The organism is Brucella sp. NBRC 113783 (assembly GCF_040372265.1).
Lineage (GTDB): Bacteria > Pseudomonadota > Alphaproteobacteria > Rhizobiales > Rhizobiaceae > Brucella > Brucella teleogrylli.
Map to the genome: position 1 here is coordinate 757639 of NZ_BAABRX010000001.1, position 17159 is coordinate 774797.

Below are 17159 nucleotides of genomic sequence, written 5' to 3' on the forward strand. Positions count from 1 at the left end.
GCATCAAAACGCACATTAACGGGTTGAGCTTGGTCGTCGCGGCTGCTAATCCGCCCGCTCCCCGATTTTCTCCCAAAAGGTGCCACGATGACGAAGGCTATTGAGAGCCCATTTGATGGCGTGACATTAGGCATCGATTTCGGCACCACCAACACGGTTCTGTCGGTTGCAAGCCCCGATGGCACCGCGGCTGTGCTGAGCGTCGTCAAGGATGGCGCCGACGTGACCGGCTATCGCTCGATCCTCTGTTTCTGGCAAGATCGCGAAACCGGCGAGCGCACGGTGGAAAGCGGCCCATGGGCGATGGATGCTTTTGTCAATGCGCCGCATTCAACGCGCATGTTGCAATCCTTCAAGACCTTTGCGGCGTCAAAATCCTTCACCGATACGCCGGTCTTCGGCAAACGGTTCAAGTTCGAGGATATTCTGACGACATTCCTCGAAACGGTTGCCGCGCGCCTCGGCGACAGGTTGCCGCCAAAGGGCAATCGCGTGGTGGTCGGGCGTCCGGTTATTTTTGCAGGCGGCTCGCCGGACGAGCAGCTGGCCATGCAGCGCTACGAAAAGGCGTTTCGCGCCTTCGGCTTCACCGACATTCACTATGTCTATGAACCGGTGGCCGCGGCTTATTTTTATGCGCAGGAATTGAAGGCGGATTCGACTGTTCTGGTGGCCGACTTTGGCGGCGGCACGAGCGATTTTTCCATCGTGCGCTTCGAAGTAGGTAAGGGCGGTCTTTCCTTCACGCCGATGAGCCAGACCGGTCTTGGCATTGCGGGCGACACATTCGACTACCGCATCATCGACAATGCGGTTTCGCCATTGCTCGGCAAGGGCACGGAATACAAGTCCTTCGGCAAGCGCCTGACCATGCCGAACCATTATTACGCAAATTTCGCGCGCTGGAACACGCTGTTCCTGATGAACTCGCCCGCGACGATCCGCGACCTGACCGAGCTTGCCAAGCAGGCGGTCGAGCCGGAAGCGCTGGAGCATTTCATCAATCTGATCGAGAATGATTACGGCTACGAAATCTATCGCGCCGTTTCGAACCTGAAGGTTCGCCTCTCATCCGAGCGCATCGCGGAACTGCATTTCAAGGCGGACGATTTTGAAATTCGCTCGGATATCACCCGCAACGATTTCGAAAACTGGATCGCCGAGGATGTGCGCCAGATCGAACAGTCGGTGGATGAAGCCGTGGAAAAGGCCGGACTGCAATCCGGCAATATCGACCGCGTTTTCCTGACGGGCGGCACGTCCTTTGTGCCGGCCATCCGCACCGCATTCGAAAGCCGCTTTCCCGATGCGGCCGTGACCAGCTCCAACCAGTTCGATTCGATTGCCACGGGTTTGGCGCTGATCGGACAGGACGCCGATATCGACCGCTGGTCGGTGAAGTGATTGCCAAAGGCGCTCTGTTCTGACAAGCGCTTTAGGATGCAGTTGCCGTATCGGCAAAACAGCTGGCGATCTTTCCATTCGCGCCAAGCTTTTTGGCCCATTTGACCAGATCCGGCACTTCACTCCTGTCGGCCATGCCGCCCCAGACGTCTTTAAGCTGCGGTGTCTTGCCTGAAAGGTCGAAGAAGAAATAGCCGGGGTCGGCGACCGGAACATCGGCATAAACGACTGCCCATTCACCGCTTTGCATGAAACTGTCGATTTTGACCGCAGTTGGCTTCACCTTCTTGCGAAGGCTTTTGGCAATCAGGGCCGAGTAATCGGACCGCTGTTGCTTGGTCAGGCTCGTGGTAACCCCGTCGCAGGGCGATTTGGCGAAGGCGCTCCCCGGCGATGCCAGAAACGCCATTGCAATGAAACCATTGATGCAGGCCGTCTTGAAGATTGCGTTCATCATTCCCCTCCGAACGATTGCTGTCGAGTGCGCTTGATAGAGCTTACTTAAATCCCGGAAAGCCATCCAGTCGCCACTGACGATCCGGCTTGCGGACCGATGCGGAAAACATGCGAATCTTACCTTTTATTTGGTCCTTGAGAACAAGGCCGACCGATGGAAAGCGGCTGTCATTCGCGTTGTCCCGATTGTCCCCCATAATATAGTATTCATTATCCGCGAGTGTCTTTGCGTCGATATTATCACCGAAACTATTATTGACCATGTCCAGCAGTATATAGCTTTTGCCTTTCGGTGTTGTTTCCCGCACGAAACGACATTGATAATAAGTGCTGGATTCTGTCTCTTCGGGGCACCCCCCATCGAGAGTCGATGAAATTGGTGTCATCTTAAGCGGTTCACCATTGATAATTGGTATCCCGTCCTCGATCTCGATTGTTTCTCCAGGCAAGCCTATGATCCGCCCGAGGAATACCGTATCCACAAGCTGGCCGGGGCCGCCCAACAAGCTTTTCGATATATAGTGGACCTTGTAGGCAACGAGATCGCCCCGTTCCATGGTTTCGGTCGACGCATAGCTGCTGGTGGCGACCACATCCCCCGGACCAAAAGTGGGCATCATGGATGAGCTGGTCACTCTGAGGTTCATGACTTCCGCTGAAGCAGCATAACATCCAACTATGCTGATAAGGCCAGCCGCAAACATTTGGAAAAAGTCCATTCTGCCTCTGTTTGAATATCACGTGCCAATGACGTTCGCTGGTTCCTGTCGGTAATCTTATGCAGGCATTTTTTGCCAAAGGGCTTTTATCCCTGCCATACCGTTTTGACCATTGCCACTCAAAAACGCAATGAAAACAATCGTTGGGCGGACAGTGTTAATTCAAAATTAATCAATATTTTCAAAGGGTAAACAAGACATCGTTAACGATCCATCAAGGTTAATACTCCATTATCGGCTTCGTTAAGCACATCCCGAAAAGCGTGAAACGGCTTCGGAACCTGTGCGCGAGAACTGAAGTCTGTGTGAGTGGAGTGTGCGGTGCGTCTTGTGTCGATACGAGCGCTGTTTGGCCGACGGAAGGCCGTTGCCGAGCCGGTATGGCATTATCCTGTCACGGGCTATTGCCCGGAGGATGGTCGCTATTATGCCGTGCGCGCGAAACCGCGTCACATCGCCCGCAGGCCGCAGCGTCTGATCCCGCTGGTCCTCACAGCCTTCGCCTATCTCTTCAATTCCAATGCGATTGCCTTTCAGGATATGGCGAGCCTCGTGCCGTCTGCTGATCTCGGCACGCATCGCTGGACGGCTTTTGTCGCCAAGGCTCCCGTTGGTTCGGTGCATCAGGCGGAAATGCCCTTTGTCGATGCAACGACCGTCACCGGCAGCATCGCCACCAACGGCATCGAAGTGCCGGGCATCGGTCGTGTAGCGCTTTCGGGCGGCAAGAAGACCGCGAAGCTCGGCCCGGATGATCCCAACCCGGACGAAAACCGCATCAACCGCGCCGACAAGACGGGCCGTCTGGTCTCGGTGCAGCCAAAGGCGCCCGCCAAGGCGTTCACCGCGGGCAGCATGTTCGACAAGATCAGCATGATCACCCGCCCGCCGGAAAAGACCGACACCAAGATGGCCTTTTCCAGCAAGCTTGAAGGCAAGGAAATCGACATCACCATGGCCTTCCATGCCGTGAAGCCGCCAAAGCCGCGCGCAGAAATGCCGGTGCAACTGGCCAAGCTGATCAACAATGACCAGCCGGATGTGCTGGCCCTGGGTTATGCACCGTCTGCGCCTGATTATGGAAAAACATCACCCTTTGAGAGTATCCTGAAACCAGACCCGAGCGAGGGGCGTTTCGTCCCGCCCATCGGACAGGAAGATCACGACTGGGCGGCAACTCCGTTGCCGCCTTCGGCATTTAGCAAGGGCGAACAGAAGTGCCTCGCCGAAGCCGTTTATTACGAGGCGCGTGGCGAAACGGTCAAAGGGCAGGTGGCTGTGGCGCAGGTCGTGCTCAACCGCGTGCGCAACCCGGCCTATCCGGGCACCATTTGCGGGGTGGTCTATCAGAACCGCGATTGGCTGAATGCCTGCCAGTTCTCCTTTGCCTGCGACGGGCAGAAACATCGTGTTACCGAGATGCCGCAATGGCGCATGGCGCAGCAGGTGGCGAAGACGGTGTCGTCCGGTCAGATATGGCTGCCGGAAGTGGGCTCGGCCACGCATTATCATGCAACCTATGTGAAGCCCTTCTGGGCACCCACCATGAAGAAGCTGACCAAGATCGGCCTTCATGTGTTCTACCGCACCTATGGCGGCGGGTGGAGCTGACAAGCATTTCCAGCAAAAATTGCGAAGCGACTTTGCGTTCGGAAAAGCGTAGGGAAGAAAGCATTTCCAGCAAAAGTGTGAAGCCCGCGGCGGCAAGCCCGCTGGACTGCCCACTGATACAGCTTTGATCTATCCGGTATCCACCCGCAAAGGCCCGCTTTAGCAGAGCTTGCTGCGGCTTCGATTTCATAAAATATGCGCGAATAAATGTCTGGCGTGTCGATCCGGCCCGCCTGCGCGTAGCTATTCTTATTATCTAAATTAGATGTAAAATAATATATAGATAAAGTTACTTCATATTTAACTTTATTAGTATATATATGAATATTTTGTAATATAGACATGATATTTTAAAATAAATATAAGATAGGAATCATCGGAGTTTGTTCATCTTTTTTGATGTGTGAGGGGTAATGAAAGTTTTAAATAAGAATTTGGCGTATTTGCTTATTGGTACATCTTCTTTATTAGGCGTTGCACATATTGCGATGGCGCAGCAGCTGGAGCTTGATCCTAACCCTGCACCCATTTTGGTTGAGGGGGCTGGCTGGGTTAGGTCTGTTGCCCAAGGCGTTTCTGCTGACGGCAGTGTGATTTTTGGGTACGTTGCAGATACGACTGGCGGCGCTACTACTGCTTCAGTCTGGGATAGCAAAACTGGAAAACTGACTGTCCTCCAAAATTTGGCTTTGGACGCAGGTCGTCCGTTTTCTGCGAATGGTGCGTCTGCTGACGGGAAGGTTATTTTTGGCGGCACGGTCGACGCCCAAGGTGTGCAGCGCCCTCTGGTGTGGTTGAATGAAACGTCGACGCCAACTGGTCTTGACGCTCTCGATGCCAATAGTACGGCGGTCGCCCATGCAATTTCGGCCGACGGAACGACGATTGTCGGATCCTCGAACAGTAATGGTGCTTTGAACAACGGTCATGCCGTTCTTTGGTCGCGTGTTAACGGTGCCTATTCGATCCTTGATCTTGGAACATTGGGTGGCGCTACTTCCGCCGCGGCTGCCGTTTCCCACGATGGATCGGTGATTGTCGGTTCGGCAGATTTGGATGCGACACATAACCATGCTGCGGCATGGTACGACATAGATTCGCATGCGGTGGATCTTGGGACTTTGGGTGGTAACTCCAGCGCACGCGGCTTGTCTGCCGATGGAACCGTAATTGTTGGACAGTCGAACCTGGCTGGTGGAGATTTGCGCGCCGTGGCGTGGTACGGCAAAAACGCGAATCCGGTGAATCTGGGCGTTTTGAATGGCGGATCGAGCTCTTTTGCCCGTACTGTGTCCGCTGATGGCAGTGTCATCATCGGGGGGGCAACGTATTCATCAACAGCTGATACCCATGCCGTAGCGTGGTATAATCAAGAGACAACACCGACCGATCTGGGCACTTTAGGGGGCAAGGCTTCTGACGCAACTGCCGTTTCAGCGAATGGGGGGTTATCGTTGGCCATGCGACGAATGAGAGCGATGCAATCCACGCCGTGGTTTGGATTGGCGGTGCGACATCGCCGACAGACCTTGGGACTTTGGGGGGCAAGGCTTCCTATACGAGCGGCGTCTCTGCTGATGGGACTGTGATCGTCGGTTACTCTTATGGCGCCGATACTGTTCCACATACCGCGCTCTGGAAACTCGTGACGGTAACGCCGCCCGATCCTAAGCCGAACCCCACTCCGACCCCTGATCCGGACCCGAACGCGAATGGGAAGCCGACACCAGCACCGGAACCAACGCCCACGCCTGTCGGCATCGATGTCACCAATACGGTGCAGACGGTTGCCGCACTTGCCAATGACACCTTCTCGGTCGTCGGCTCGCAAGGCGCCATTGTTGGCCGGCTGATGGGCGGCAGCAGCAGCGGTCAGGGCTTCAACGACTTCTCCGGCGCCGGTCTCGGCATGGCGCGGGGTGGCGAAAGCTGGTACGGCATCTATTCCGACGTTGGCCGCGCAGGCGACAGCAAGGATGTGCTCGGCTGGATGACGCTCGGTCACGCCTTCACCGATAATTTCTCGGCAGGCGCAACCATTGCCCATACGTTCTGGCAGGACATGCCGGACAATTTCGACCGCACCAACAATAATCTCGGCGGCGGTATCTATGCGCAGTGGAAAGACCGGACCCAGAGCGGAACCTGGTATATGCGTGGTTCGGCTGCGATCAATCGCTATGATGTCGAGCGGACGCGTCAGGTGCTGGGCTATACCGAACCGGGCAGCGGTGACAGCACCGTCAATGGTTGGGGCGTACAGCTGGAAGCAGGGCAGTCGTTTGATCTCGGCAACAAGGCATCGTTCGGTTATTACGGCGGCTTGGACTATACCGACCTGAAAATGGACGGCTATACCGAATCCGGCGCTCATTTCCCATTCACCTATTCGGATGTGAAGTCACAGCGCACCACGGCCTATCTCGGTCTCAATTACGGCATGGCGCTGACCGACAAGGTCAACTGGTCCGTCAATGCCGAGATCGAGCAGGATTTGTCGCACAAGGACCCGAGCGTAATCGCCAGCGCCGACTATATCGGCTCGTTCAAGTTCGATTCCGATGCGGCGCATACACGCGGCAGCCTGTCGACCACGGTTTCCTATGCGTTCAGCGATGCCGTCAGCATCGGCGTGACGCCTTATGTAAACCGCACGGTCAACAAGGATACGGCCTTCGGCGCGATCATCGGCCTTTCTGGCAAGTTTTAAGCTTTGCCGGGCAAGGAACGGTTCTGCTTGGCATGAAGCGTTAGAGCCGACGGCAGATCGGCTTCGACGTGCCGTTTAGCGAAACTGTCATTATGAAAACAAACAGGCGGGAGAGGGCAACCTCTTCCGCCTGTTGCGTTGCGCCCGTTCTTGACCCAGCTTTCCCTGTCTGTGTTTCACTGCTCGACAGCAAGCACTTGGCGCAGTGCGCTCTCACGCGAATCCAGGGCAAGTTTGATCGTTGATCGCGGCGGAAACCGGATGGCTGAAGCAGGGCCCGCGTTTCATTGGCGCTGGAGCCGCTCCGGCTGCGATACGCTGGGGATAGTGGCAACGAAAAAGTGAAGGATTCGCGCCACATTCTTGGACTTTGGGCGGAAAATGAGTCGCACCATTAGCTATCCAATTGTTTTTTATGAATAAAAAACCTTCTGGAGCAGTGGCTTCACCGCCTTGACTAGCGGGCGGGGTGTCAATATGTTGCGCGCAACTTGGAAATGGGGTTTTGAACCTGCCTTTCTTGAAAAAAGGAGCTGCCAATGGCACGGGGAATTGAGCCCGAAAAGCCATCCGGTGCTGTCAAGGATGGGCAAGGGCAACCTGCTTCCGGGGAGCTGGATCAGCGTTTGAACCGTCTTGAGGCCGAATTGGTCAAGAAGGGCATGTTCAAGAAGCCAGCTTCCGAGGAGGAGCGGTCGGAGACGGCAAGTTCGGTCGCGCAGGCCATGAAGCTTTCCAGCGAGTTTATCGCTGGGATCGTGGTGGGTGCGGTGCTTGGCTGGTTCATCGATCGTGTCGCCGGCACGTCGCCTTGGGGATTGATCGTATTTCTCCTACTGGGCTTCGCAGCGGGTGTCCTCAATGTGCTTCGTTCCGTAGGTTATGTCGCCGATCAAGGCGGCATTAAGACTAACGCGGAAAAGAGTGACAGGAAATAAGACTTGGCGGACTTTACGGTAAAGTTCGTTCAAGTGTAAGTGATAAGCGGGCCGGATGCATGTCGGGCCCCGAGACTGAAACGCCTTCGGGTAGACCAAGTCGCCTCAGGGCAGACTAAATCGCCTTCGGGCAGGCCAAATCGCCTTCGGGCAGGGAAGACAGACGAGGTTAAGGTGGCGAACGATCCGATCCATCAGTTCCAGATTTCTCGGTGGATTCCCATCGATGTAGGCGGCGTTGACCTGTCGTTCACGAATGTTTCGGCTTTCATGGTCGCAACCGTCGTGGTCGCTTCGGGCTTCCTTTATCTGACATCGTCGGGCCGCGGTCTTATCCCGACCCGTCTGCAGTCGGTTTCGGAAATGGCCTACGAATTTGTGGCGACAAGCCTGCGGGATTCGGCTGGTTCGAAGGGTATGAAGTTCTTCCCCTTCGTCTTCTCGCTGTTCATGTTCGTACTGGTCGCGAATTTCATCGGTCTCTTCCCGTATTTCTACACTGTCACCAGCCAGATCATCGTGACGTTCGCTCTCGCGTGCCTGGTCATCGGTACGGTCATCGTCTACGGTTTCTTCAAGCACGGTTTCGGCTTCCTCAAGCTGTTCGTGCCGAGCGGTGTTCCCGGCATCATCGTGCCGCTGGTTGTCGCCATTGAAATCATCTCGTTCCTGTCGCGTCCGATCAGCCTCTCGGTTCGTCTTTTTGCGAACATGCTTGCAGGCCACATCACGCTCAAGGTTTTTGCCGGCTTTGTTGTTTCGCTGGCCGCTCTTGGGCCCATCGGCGTCGGTGGCGCGGTGCTGCCGCTCATCATGACGGTTGCGATCACCGCACTCGAATTCCTCGTAGCCTTCCTCCAGGCCTACGTGTTTACCGTTCTCACCTGCATGTACATCAACGACGCAGTACATCCGGGACACTGAGTTCAAACCGGCGGGCGACCGCCAGAACTGAAATCCGCGCTTATATTTCAATCCAGAAGGAGCTTAACATGGAAGCGGAAGCAGCAAAGTACATCGGCGCCGGTCTCGCCTGTTTCGGTATGGCCGGTACGGCTCTCGGCCTCGGCAACATCTTCGGCCAATACCTCTCCGGCGCTCTGCGCAACCCGTCCGCTGCTGACAGCCAGTTCGGCCGTCTGGTGTTCGGTTTCGCCGTTACGGAAGCTCTGGGCATCTTCTCGCTGCTCATCGCGCTTCTGCTCCTCTTCGCCGTCTAATAAACGGTTCAAGAGTCTGGCCTGCCGCGATCTGTATCTTGAAATGCAGCGCGGCTGGCCTTTGCATATGACGTTCGAGTAGGCATGATCCCGGAAGACGGGAACCGGTTTTCGGATCAGATCATGCTCGATTTAAGGGGAAATCTGGATGTTCGTGTCCACGGCGTTTGCCCAAACCGCCACCGAATCGCAACCGGCACCAGCTGCTGGTGAGCACGGCGCAGCTGATGCTGTGCACACCGAAACCGGGGTCGCGCAGGATGCCGGACACGGCAGCGGCGTATTCCCTCCGTTCGATTCCACCCACTACGCCTCGCAGCTTCTGTGGCTGGCGATCACTTTCGGTCTTTTCTATCTGTTCATGTCGCGCGTGGTTCTGCCGCGCATTGGCGGCGTGATCGAAACCCGTCGTGACCGTATCGCCCAGGATCTCGAGCAGGCTGCCCGTCTCAAGCAGGATGCCGATAACGCCATCGTTGCTTATGAGCAGGAACTGGCCCAGGCCCGCACCAAGGCCGCTTCCATTGCAGAAGCTGCTCGCGAAAAAGGCAAGGGCGAAGCAGACGCCGAACGCGCTGCTGCCGAAGCTGCGCTGGAAGGCAAGCTCAAGGACGCCGAAGAGCGTATTGCTGCGATCAAGGCCAAGGCCATGAGCGACGTCGGCACCATCGCCGAGGAAACCACGGCTGAAATCGTCGAACAGCTTCTGGGCACCAAGGCCGACAAGGCTTCGGTAACAGCCGCTGTCAAGGCCGTGAACGCCTGAGGAGAGGACAATGGACGCTACATTTTGGGCACTTGTTGGCCTCATCATCTTCCTGGCGATCCTCGCCTATCTGAAAGTTCCGGCCATGGTTGGTCGTTCGCTCGATGAGCGTGCCGATCACATCAAGAAGGAACTGGAAGAAGCCCGTACGCTGCGCGAAGAAGCACAGCAGCTTCTGGCCGAATACCATCGCAAGCGCAAGGAAGCCGAAAAGGAAGCAGGCGATATCGTCGCCGCTGCTGAACGCGAAGCCAAGGCTCTTCTCGAAGACGCCAAGCGTGCGACTGAAGAATATGTGGCCCGCCGTAACAAGCTGGCTGAACAGAAGATCGCAACCGCTGAAGTCGACGCTATCAATGCCGTCCGCGCTTCGGCTGTCGATCTCGCCGTTGCCGCCGCTGGCAAGCTTGTCGCCGACAAGGTTGACACCAAGGTTTCCGGCGGTCTGTTCAAGGACGCACTGGTTCAGGTCAAGTCGAACATGAACTAAGGTTCTCGCGACCTTTTGAGTTTTGAAATGCCGCCTGAAAGGGCGGCATTTTTGTTTTAATAAGGCCTCGGAGAGGGTGCGCCAATTCGGCGGTGCATACCAGTGGAATGGATGAGCCATTCAGGGACATGCCGAGTATTCGAAAAGAATGGAGCTACCGGGGGCGATGGATGACATAACCGGCGCGATCTGGTTGATCGCCGCCAGTGGCGCCTGATAAATCCACCAGGATTCGATCGGTGCAGCTTCCGGTTTTGCGCTCGCATCTTTTCGGACCGAGCCGGATAAGGGCTCATTCCTGCGGACTGATTTCCGTTCAGGCGTTTCGCATCTACACGATGCGCTTAAGTGTGAGGCTCAAAGCGTCCCTTGATCGGTGCGAAAGTGTAACGGTGCAGGCCGGGGATGGGGCCGTCGCTTTCAATGGCGGCGCGGTGGCGGGCGGTTGCATAGCCTGCATGCACTTCCATGCCGTAGATCGTGTGAACGCTGCCTGCGCGCTCCATCATGCGATCCCGCGTCACTTTGGCGACGATGGAAGCCGCAGCAATCGACACGGAGCGCTGATCGCCCTTCACGAGGGCGGAACCGGGGCAGGGCAGGCCGGGCGGTACATCGCGCCCATCAATCAATGCGTGGCATGGCTGTAAGATCAGCCCGTGTACGGCGCGACGCATGGCTTCCAAAGCAGCTTTCCGAATATCGCTGACATCGATGCTGCGGGCGCTGAGACTTGCAACAGAGACGCTTATGGCCTTCGCCAGAATAGTCTCATAGAGCGCATCGCGCTTGGCTGCATTGAGACGTTTGGAATCGTCTAGCCCGTCGGGAACGTCGCTTGCGTCCAGCAGCACGGCAGCAGCTACGACCGGCCCGGCGAGAGGCCCGCGCCCCGCTTCATCGATGCCGACAATATGGCGAAGCCCACGCGCCAGCAGCCTCGCTTCTTCAGAGAAGTCGGGCACGAGTGGGATGTCGAATAGAAGAGGAGAATCAGAAGCCGTGCTTTTCATGAGGCGGCGATTTTCGCATTGCCTCCGATTCTCCGCAAGGTCCTGCCAAGAGGAATGGTGGCGGGAAGCAGGACCCGATCCGCCTGACGGGACAGGCGGAAATAGATAGTGTGTTAATCTGTATTGGGTGTGGCCATCAAAACAATGACAACTGCTTGCCGCCTTTCTGGACGGGTTCGAACAGATCGGTACGCAGGTGTTTGCGCTGGCTGTTGAAGCCGAACTTGCGGGCGGCGATTTCAAACCGGCGGCCGATCTGCCAGGCATAAGGGCCGGTGCCGCGCATCCGCTTGCCCCATTCGGCATCGTAGTCCTTGCCGTCGCGCATCGAGCGCACCAGCGACATCACATGCCGGTAACGGTCGGGATAATTGCGCAGCAGCCAATCCTTGAACAAGGGCGCTACTTCCAGCGGCAGGCGCAGCAGTACATAGCCAGCCTCGCGCGCTCCTTGCGCATAAGCCGCGTCGAGAATGCGCTCGATCTCGTGATCGTTGATACCCGGAATGACAGGTCCCATCATGACCGAAGCCGGAATACCTGCATCGGTCAGCTTGCGGATTGCCTGAAGGCGCAGGCTCGGCGTCGAAGCGCGCGGCTCCATCGTGCGGGCCAGATGCGCGTCCAGCGTCGTCACCGATAGCGCGACCTTGGCGAGACCCTTTTCAGCCATGCGGCTCAAAATGTCGATATCGCGCACCACAAGCGCCGATTTCGTTACGATGCCGACGGGGTGGTTGGCCGCTTCCAACACTTCGAGAATTTCGCGCATGATGCGCCATTTCTTCTCGATCGGCTGGTATGGATCGGTATTGGTGCCGATGGCAATCGTCTTGGGCTGATAGCCAGCCTTCGCCAGTTCGCGTTCCAGAAGGCGCGACGCGTCCGGCTTGGCGAACAGGCGGGATTCGAAATCGAGACCAGCCGACAGCCCCATATAGCTATGGCTCGGGCGGGCGAAACAATAGATGCAGCCATGCTCGCAACCGCGATAAGGATTGATCGAACGGTCGAAGCTGATATCGGGAGAATCGTTGCGGGTGATGATCGTGCGCGGCTTTTCCACCTGCACATCGGTGTTAAAAGCGGGCAGCTCTTCCAGCGTCGTCCAGCCGTCGTCGAAATCCTCGCGCGTGGTCGGCTCAAAGCGTCCCGTCGGATTAATGCCCGCACCGCGTCCACGCCGACGGCTGTGATCGATCCGCAGCCCCGCTTCGCCGACAAGCGCGTTGGCATGCTCCGCACGGCCAGTGCCGAATGCGGCCATGTCTGCCTGCTTGATGATATCTGCGTGCTGGATAGCTGCCATCTTCATCTCCCTGCGGAGCTTCAAAGCATGTCCGGCAAAGCCTCTGACGGCTTGCATGCGGCAACGCTTCTGGTAATTGTCCGACTCTGTCTGATGAATCTATTCCTATCCGAAGAGTAAGAACAAATCAAGAACATAGTTCGTTCCGCTTTCCGTTCACGCGCTGTTGATATAAGAAGCGCGCATGCTGTCCGTGATTATAGAAACGCAGAATTCCGAAAAGCCTCTGACCCACACATTGTCGGCGCTTGTGCCAGCGGTGGTGGAGGGGCTTGTTCGTCGCGTTCTGGTGATCGACAAAGGCTCGTCGGATGAAACCGCACTGGTGGCGATTGGCGCCGGATGTTCGTTCAGCGATGGCGCGGATAAGGCGGCGGCGTTAAGCGAGATCCGCACGCCCTGGGTTCTGGTTCTCGCGCCGGGCGCTATTCCGCAGGATGGATGGGAAGAAGTTGCGCGTCGCCATATGGAAGGCACAAGTGATCCGGCGCGGTTCACGCTGGCCGGGGAGCGCGGGCTTGGCGGGTTGAAGGCGGCAGTGTTCGGCAAGGGGCCGACGCTCGATGCCGGGCTTCTGGTTCGGCTGGATATGATCAAGCCTCTGATTTTGGACGGGATGGCTTTTGCTGGGCTTCCGCGTCAGATGAAGCCAGTGCGGCTCAAGCATGGCATTCATCCGCCCACGCAGGATTGAAGCGGTCCCTAAGAGCCTGTTCCAAAAGTCGTCCTGTGTGGCTGCAAATGGCAATCTTCTGCGTTCCGGTGCTCACGTACTTTGAGTACGCCCCGCTCCGGTACTCGAAAATCACCATTTTCGCACACACGTGCCGCTTTTTGATTCAGGCTCTAAACAGCAAAAGGCGAAGCAGGAGCTTCGCCTTTTTGTAAGATAGCAGCTTTCGCTTCTATCTTGATTAGTTCTGGTAGCTCGAAGGCGAAGCGTCGCCAAAACGATGTGCAGAACCGTCCTGATAGGTCGAACCCGACTGGATCGTCGCGGTTGCGGTGTGGTCAACGGTCTGAGAAGCAACCGGGGTGCGGTCGTTTGCATAGAGGTCGGCCGGTTCGCCGACATGCGGGTTTTCTGCGAAAGCAGCACCGGCGCTAAGGGCAACGGCAACGGCAGCAAGAGCAAGCTTTTTCATTTTCATATTCCTTTGAAGATCGCCCTTCGGATGGCACCCGAACCAATCGGGAAGCAAGTAAGGGCACCCGGGTGGCTCAGGCACCATCCTTCGGGGAGATAACTGTTGAAGCCGGATCGTTTGAGGCCCGGCCTTGGGCGTCAGCGTTCGAACGCGACGCCCGTTATGCAGCAGGCTTTGGCCTGATTAGTTCTGGTAGCTCGAAGGCGAAGCGTCGCCAAAACGATGCGCGGAACCGTCCTGATAGGCCGAACCCGACTGGATCGTCGCAGTTGCGGTGTGGTCAACGGTCTGCGAAGCAACCGGGGTGCGGTCGTTTGCATAAAGGTCTGCAGGTTCGCCAACATGTGGGTTTTCTGCGAAGGCAGCACCGGCGCTAAGGGCAAGGGCGGCAGCAGCAAGAGCAAACGTTTTCATTTTCATATTCCTTTTCGTTTGCCGCACGAACGACACCCAATCACTGGGTTCTGTCCGGGGCGTCCCGGGTGGCCGAAATGCCATCCATCAGGGAGGGGAAATCAATCGCCGGGATTGCTTGGGAGGATTCCGGCAGGGCGGGCGTCAGCGGCGTTTTCAGCGCGACGCCCGTTATGCAGTCAGGCGTAGGCCTGATTAGTTCTGGTAGCTCGAAGGCGAAGCGTCGCCAAAACGATGTGCAGAACCGTCCTGATAGGCCGAACCAGACTGGATGGTTGCGGTTGCGGTGTGGTCAACAGTCTGCGAAACAACCGGGGTGCGGTCATTTGCATAGAGGTCTGCAGGTTCGCCAACATATGGGTTTTCAGCGAAGGCAGCGCCGGCGCTCAGGGCGAGGGCAGCAGCAGCAAGAACAATCTTTTTCATTTCCTATCTCCTTGGAAACTGGAGCGGCGTTTCTTTTCGTCGTTCCGATGCAGCTGAAATGGGTGACAATGGGCAAAAGTTCCAGTCACGAAAATGTTTTGTTAATCACACATTCGTGCTCGTTAATATTTGGAAACAATCGAAAATAGGAAAAATATATACGTAAAATCAACAGTTTGATTGATATACCAGCAATCACGTGACTGTTATATGACGCTTTTTGTTCATAAATCGCGAACAGAGTGTCCGTGTTTATTGTCCAATAAGAGTGAACAATAGCTGGCTTTTGAATAGGGTGTTACTGACTATCGAAGGAGAATGGATTTCTGCGGGCTGCACGCAAGCGCAAAGCAGGCAGAATCAATATCGGAGGAGGCGGGTTACAGCTGTGTGAGGGTTACGATGCAGCTGTGCCGGTCGCGATGACAAACCAGTCCGGCTTTTCGGCTCTCATGCGGGCTGCGGCCTTTTGCAGGGCGTCTTCGTCGGCGAAGATTGCAAAACAGGTCGCGCCGGAACCGGACATCTGGGCGTATAGCGCATCGCCCGCCCGTAGCAGCGCAAGCTTGTCGCCGATTTGCGGAGCAAGCGCCAGGGCTGGCGACAGGAGATCATTGCGCGTCGTGCCAAGGTAATGGCAGAGCGCGCCGAGTTCATTCTGGTCGGGCGGCAGCAAGGCGGGATTGTTCCGCTTGTCGAGGGCGCGAAACACATCGGGCGTGGCAAGCGCCGTGCCGTCATTGACGAGCAGCAGGGGCAGGGCCGGAAGGCCCGTAACAGGTGCAAGGTCTTCGCCAATGCCGCGCGCCGTCAGCGGCGTGCCATGCGCCGCACCATGCAGGCACATGGGCAGATCAGCGCCAAGCGCCAGACCGAGCGCGGCGAGCCGGTCGAAATCGAATTGGAGGTTCCAGAGCGTGTTGAGGGCAAGCAATGTGGCCGCCGCATCGCTGGAGCCGCCGCCAATACCCGATGCTATGGGCAGGTTTTTTTCAAGATGAATGGCAACGGGCGGCAGATCGCGCCCGGAATGCGCGCGCAATGCATCGCGCGCCTTGAGCACCAGATTGCCGCCATCGAGGGGAACCGCCGAGGCGAAAGGCCCGCTGACCGTAAACCGGTCTTCCGGAGCATCGGCAACCGTTATCGTATCGCCATAGTGCGCAAAGACCACCAGCATGTCGAGCAGATGATAGCCATCGTCGCGCCGTCCGGTGACGTGCAGCGCGAGGTTGATTTTCGCAGGGGCAAGACGGGTAACAGACCGGCTGTCAGCAGGCCGGGCGCGCAACAGGGTGTCGGTCATCGGGGTTTAAGCGGATCAGTCTTTCTTGACGTAATATTCGCCGGTTTTCGGGTCCTGCACCAGCGTGCCGTTGGCACGGTTCTGCGCTTCCTTCTCGGCCTGACGAACGCGCTGCGACACGCGTGTGGCTTCACGCTTGAACGAGCGGTAGCCATACCAGGCGGCGATGATGATCAGCAGCAGAAAAATGAGCTGTGGCATGACCAAATTCCTTATGTGTCGTGTTGGGCGCGCGCTTATCGCACCCTGTCATTTCTGACATCTTATCACGAGAAACCGTGATGTTTCAAAGACCATAGCGTCCCCAAAGCGCTTTTTCTTCAGCAACGGAGAGCAGGCCGTCGCCGAGATGGGCGGCAATTTCCGCCGGTTCCAAGCCGGAAAACGCCGATGAAAGCGCCATGCCGACGCCCGGAACCTTGCGGCCAAGCAGTCCGCGCTGGGGCTGGATCAGCTGGAGCTCCACCTTGTCGCCATAGGTCTTGCGCAGGAAACTGCGCATGTCGCCCAGCCCGTCGATGAGGCCGAGCTGCAAGGCTGTCGTGCCGGTCCAGAACAGGCCGGTGAACAGGTCGGATTCCTCGACAAGCTTGTTGCCACGCCGTTCCTTGACCATTTCGATGAAGGTGTCGTGGATTTCGAGTTGCAGCGATTTCAGCCGTTCGATGTCGGCCTTCTTTTCCGGCTGGAACGGATCAAGCGTGACCTTGTTGCTGCCGGCGGTATAGACGCGCCGCTCCACGCCGATTTTCTTCAGCAATTCCGGAAAACCGAATGACGCGGACACCACGCCGATGGAGCCGACGATGGAGGAGGGGTCTGCGATGATCTCGTCACCGGCCAGGGCAATCATATAACCGCCGGATGCGGCCACATCCTCAACGAAGATGAAAACCTTTTTCTGGTGTTCGGAGGCGAGATCGCGAATGCGGCGATAGATCAGGCGCGACTGCACCGGTGAACCGCCGGGAGAATTGAGCGAAATCGCCACGGCTGGCGCATGCTTGTTGCTGAAAGCCTTTTCCAGCACGGCGGCGGTCGATGCCAGCGATAGCGACGGGCGCAGCGCTGAACCCCCACTCATGATGGCGCCATGCAGGCGCACGACGGGAATTTCAATTGCGGCATTGCGAAAGCGGCGCGGAACAAGGCGCGTCAATAAACCGGGCAAGGCAAACTCCAAACTGGATCAACTGTTGGTTGCCAATGTAGGAACCAATCTGGGAAAC

General features: G+C 56.9%; 20 protein-coding genes. 10 read left to right on the plus strand and 10 right to left on the minus strand.

Annotated features, from left to right (window positions below; genetic code table 11):
• Window positions 1-87 precede the first annotated feature (87 nt).
• On the plus strand, window positions 88-1404 hold the full coding sequence (locus tag ABWW11_RS03450; RefSeq protein WP_109368416.1) for an Hsp70 family protein: 1317 nt from the start codon (window positions 88-90) through the stop codon (window positions 1402-1404).
• 31 nt (window positions 1405-1435) lie between these two features.
• Here ABWW11_RS03450 and ABWW11_RS03455 read toward each other — a convergent pair whose 3' ends face one another.
• Complete coding sequence (locus ABWW11_RS03455) at window positions 1436-1858, minus strand: hypothetical protein (protein WP_353408991.1); 423 nt, start codon at window positions 1856-1858, stop codon at window positions 1436-1438.
• Window positions 1859-1901: 43 nt separating this feature from the next.
• Window positions 1902-2579, minus strand: a complete 678-nt coding sequence (gene lepB, locus ABWW11_RS03460) for a signal peptidase I (RefSeq protein WP_319081136.1) — start codon at window positions 2577-2579, stop codon at window positions 1902-1904.
• 321 nt (window positions 2580-2900) lie between these two features.
• Here lepB and ABWW11_RS03465 point away from each other — a divergent pair, with 321 nt between their 5' ends.
• The 8 genes from ABWW11_RS03465 (at window position 2901) to ABWW11_RS03500 (ending at window position 10314) form a co-directional block, all read left to right on the plus strand.
• Window positions 2901-4190 carry a cell wall hydrolase gene (locus ABWW11_RS03465; RefSeq protein WP_109368418.1) on the plus strand — a complete coding sequence of 430 codons (1290 nt, stop codon included), beginning with the start codon at window positions 2901-2903 and terminating at the stop codon, window positions 4188-4190.
• Window positions 4191-4603: 413 nt separating this feature from the next.
• The gene (locus ABWW11_RS03470; RefSeq protein ID WP_109368419.1) at window positions 4604-5779 is read left to right on the plus strand and encodes a hypothetical protein; all 1176 of its coding nucleotides are present in this window, start codon (window positions 4604-4606) and stop codon (window positions 5777-5779) included.
• Complete coding sequence (locus ABWW11_RS03475) at window positions 5683-6900, plus strand: autotransporter outer membrane beta-barrel domain-containing protein (protein WP_124915182.1); 1218 nt, start codon at window positions 5683-5685, stop codon at window positions 6898-6900. Before ABWW11_RS03470 ends, ABWW11_RS03475 begins: the two co-directional genes overlap by 97 nt.
• A gap of 539 nt (window positions 6901-7439) precedes the next feature.
• On the plus strand, window positions 7440-7838 hold the full coding sequence (locus ABWW11_RS03480; protein WP_109368421.1) for an AtpZ/AtpI family protein: 399 nt from the start codon (window positions 7440-7442) through the stop codon (window positions 7836-7838).
• A 174-nt stretch (window positions 7839-8012) separates the two neighbouring features.
• Window positions 8013-8762: a F0F1 ATP synthase subunit A gene (locus ABWW11_RS03485; RefSeq protein ID WP_109368422.1), complete on the plus strand. Its 750-nt coding sequence runs from the start codon at window positions 8013-8015 to the stop codon at window positions 8760-8762.
• Window positions 8763-8830: 68 nt separating this feature from the next.
• Entirely contained in the window at window positions 8831-9058 is a 228-nt protein-coding gene (locus tag ABWW11_RS03490) for a F0F1 ATP synthase subunit C (protein WP_002963544.1), read from the plus strand.
• Between the two features lie 148 nt (window positions 9059-9206).
• Window positions 9207-9824 (plus strand): F0F1 ATP synthase subunit B, encoded by a 618-nt coding sequence (locus tag ABWW11_RS03495; protein WP_109368423.1) that lies wholly within the window; start codon window positions 9207-9209, stop codon window positions 9822-9824.
• Window positions 9825-9834: 10 nt separating this feature from the next.
• Window positions 9835-10314 (plus strand): F0F1 ATP synthase subunit B, encoded by a 480-nt coding sequence (locus ABWW11_RS03500; protein ID WP_109368424.1) that lies wholly within the window; start codon window positions 9835-9837, stop codon window positions 10312-10314.
• Window positions 10315-10658: 344 nt separating this feature from the next.
• Here ABWW11_RS03500 and rnhB read toward each other — a convergent pair whose 3' ends face one another.
• Together rnhB and ABWW11_RS03510 are read right to left on the minus strand one after the other, a co-directional pair.
• Entirely contained in the window at window positions 10659-11327 is a 669-nt protein-coding gene (gene rnhB, locus ABWW11_RS03505; protein WP_109368425.1) for a ribonuclease HII, read from the minus strand.
• Between the two features lie 136 nt (window positions 11328-11463).
• Window positions 11464-12636, minus strand: a complete 1173-nt coding sequence (locus ABWW11_RS03510; protein ID WP_109368426.1) for a PA0069 family radical SAM protein — start codon at window positions 12634-12636, stop codon at window positions 11464-11466.
• 184 nt (window positions 12637-12820) lie between these two features.
• Between ABWW11_RS03510 and ABWW11_RS03515 the strand changes: the two genes are divergently transcribed.
• A complete protein-coding gene (locus ABWW11_RS03515) occupies window positions 12821-13330 on the plus strand; it encodes a glycosyl transferase (protein WP_109368427.1) in 510 nt (169 codons plus the stop codon).
• A gap of 220 nt (window positions 13331-13550) precedes the next feature.
• Here ABWW11_RS03515 and ABWW11_RS03520 read toward each other — a convergent pair whose 3' ends face one another.
• The 6 genes from ABWW11_RS03520 to ABWW11_RS03545 all read right to left on the minus strand — a co-directional run bounded on the left by ABWW11_RS03520 (window position 13551) and on the right by ABWW11_RS03545 (window position 17101).
• A complete protein-coding gene (locus ABWW11_RS03520) occupies window positions 13551-13781 on the minus strand; it encodes a hypothetical protein (protein ID WP_109368428.1) in 231 nt (76 codons plus the stop codon).
• A 186-nt stretch (window positions 13782-13967) separates the two neighbouring features.
• Window positions 13968-14198 (minus strand): hypothetical protein, encoded by a 231-nt coding sequence (locus ABWW11_RS03525; protein WP_109368429.1) that lies wholly within the window; start codon window positions 14196-14198, stop codon window positions 13968-13970.
• A 195-nt stretch (window positions 14199-14393) separates the two neighbouring features.
• A complete protein-coding gene (locus tag ABWW11_RS03530) occupies window positions 14394-14624 on the minus strand; it encodes a hypothetical protein (RefSeq protein ID WP_109368430.1) in 231 nt (76 codons plus the stop codon).
• A 397-nt stretch (window positions 14625-15021) separates the two neighbouring features.
• A complete protein-coding gene (locus ABWW11_RS03535) occupies window positions 15022-15930 on the minus strand; it encodes a 4-(cytidine 5'-diphospho)-2-C-methyl-D-erythritol kinase (RefSeq protein WP_109368431.1) in 909 nt (302 codons plus the stop codon).
• Between the two features lie 15 nt (window positions 15931-15945).
• Window positions 15946-16131: a hypothetical protein gene (locus ABWW11_RS03540; protein WP_109368432.1), complete on the minus strand. Its 186-nt coding sequence runs from the start codon at window positions 16129-16131 to the stop codon at window positions 15946-15948.
• A gap of 85 nt (window positions 16132-16216) precedes the next feature.
• Window positions 16217-17101 (minus strand): S49 family peptidase, encoded by an 885-nt coding sequence (locus ABWW11_RS03545; protein WP_171316579.1) that lies wholly within the window; start codon window positions 17099-17101, stop codon window positions 16217-16219.
• Window positions 17102-17159 lie beyond the last annotated feature (58 nt).

Bases quoted from the DNA above. Each gene is read 5' to 3' on its own strand.
- ABWW11_RS03450 (WP_109368416.1), top strand. From the start codon at position 88: ATGACGAAGGCTATTGAGAGCCCATTTGATGGCGTGACATTAGGCATC.
- ABWW11_RS03455 (WP_353408991.1), bottom strand. From the start codon at position 1,858: ATGAACGCAATCTTCAAGACGGCCTGCATCAATGGTTTCATTGCAATG.
- lepB (WP_319081136.1), bottom strand. From the start codon at position 2,579: ATGGACTTTTTCCAAATGTTTGCGGCTGGCCTTATCAGCATAGTTGGA.
- ABWW11_RS03470 (WP_109368419.1), top strand. From the start codon at position 4,604: ATGAAAGTTTTAAATAAGAATTTGGCGTATTTGCTTATTGGTACATCT.
- ABWW11_RS03480 (WP_109368421.1), top strand. From the start codon at position 7,440: ATGGCACGGGGAATTGAGCCCGAAAAGCCATCCGGTGCTGTCAAGGAT.
- ABWW11_RS03490 (WP_002963544.1), top strand. From the start codon at position 8,831: ATGGAAGCGGAAGCAGCAAAGTACATCGGCGCCGGTCTCGCCTGTTTC.
- ABWW11_RS03495 (WP_109368423.1), top strand. From the start codon at position 9,207: ATGTTCGTGTCCACGGCGTTTGCCCAAACCGCCACCGAATCGCAACCG.
- ABWW11_RS03500 (WP_109368424.1), top strand. From the start codon at position 9,835: ATGGACGCTACATTTTGGGCACTTGTTGGCCTCATCATCTTCCTGGCG.
- rnhB (WP_109368425.1), bottom strand. From the start codon at position 11,327: ATGAAAAGCACGGCTTCTGATTCTCCTCTTCTATTCGACATCCCACTC.
- ABWW11_RS03510 (WP_109368426.1), bottom strand. From the start codon at position 12,636: ATGGCAGCTATCCAGCACGCAGATATCATCAAGCAGGCAGACATGGCC.
- ABWW11_RS03515 (WP_109368427.1), top strand. From the start codon at position 12,821: ATGCTGTCCGTGATTATAGAAACGCAGAATTCCGAAAAGCCTCTGACC.
- ABWW11_RS03520 (WP_109368428.1), bottom strand. From the start codon at position 13,781: ATGAAAAAGCTTGCTCTTGCTGCCGTTGCCGTTGCCCTTAGCGCCGGT.
- ABWW11_RS03525 (WP_109368429.1), bottom strand. From the start codon at position 14,198: ATGAAAACGTTTGCTCTTGCTGCTGCCGCCCTTGCCCTTAGCGCCGGT.
- ABWW11_RS03530 (WP_109368430.1), bottom strand. From the start codon at position 14,624: ATGAAAAAGATTGTTCTTGCTGCTGCTGCCCTCGCCCTGAGCGCCGGC.
- ABWW11_RS03535 (WP_109368431.1), bottom strand. From the start codon at position 15,930: ATGACCGACACCCTGTTGCGCGCCCGGCCTGCTGACAGCCGGTCTGTT.
- ABWW11_RS03540 (WP_109368432.1), bottom strand. From the start codon at position 16,131: ATGCCACAGCTCATTTTTCTGCTGCTGATCATCATCGCCGCCTGGTAT.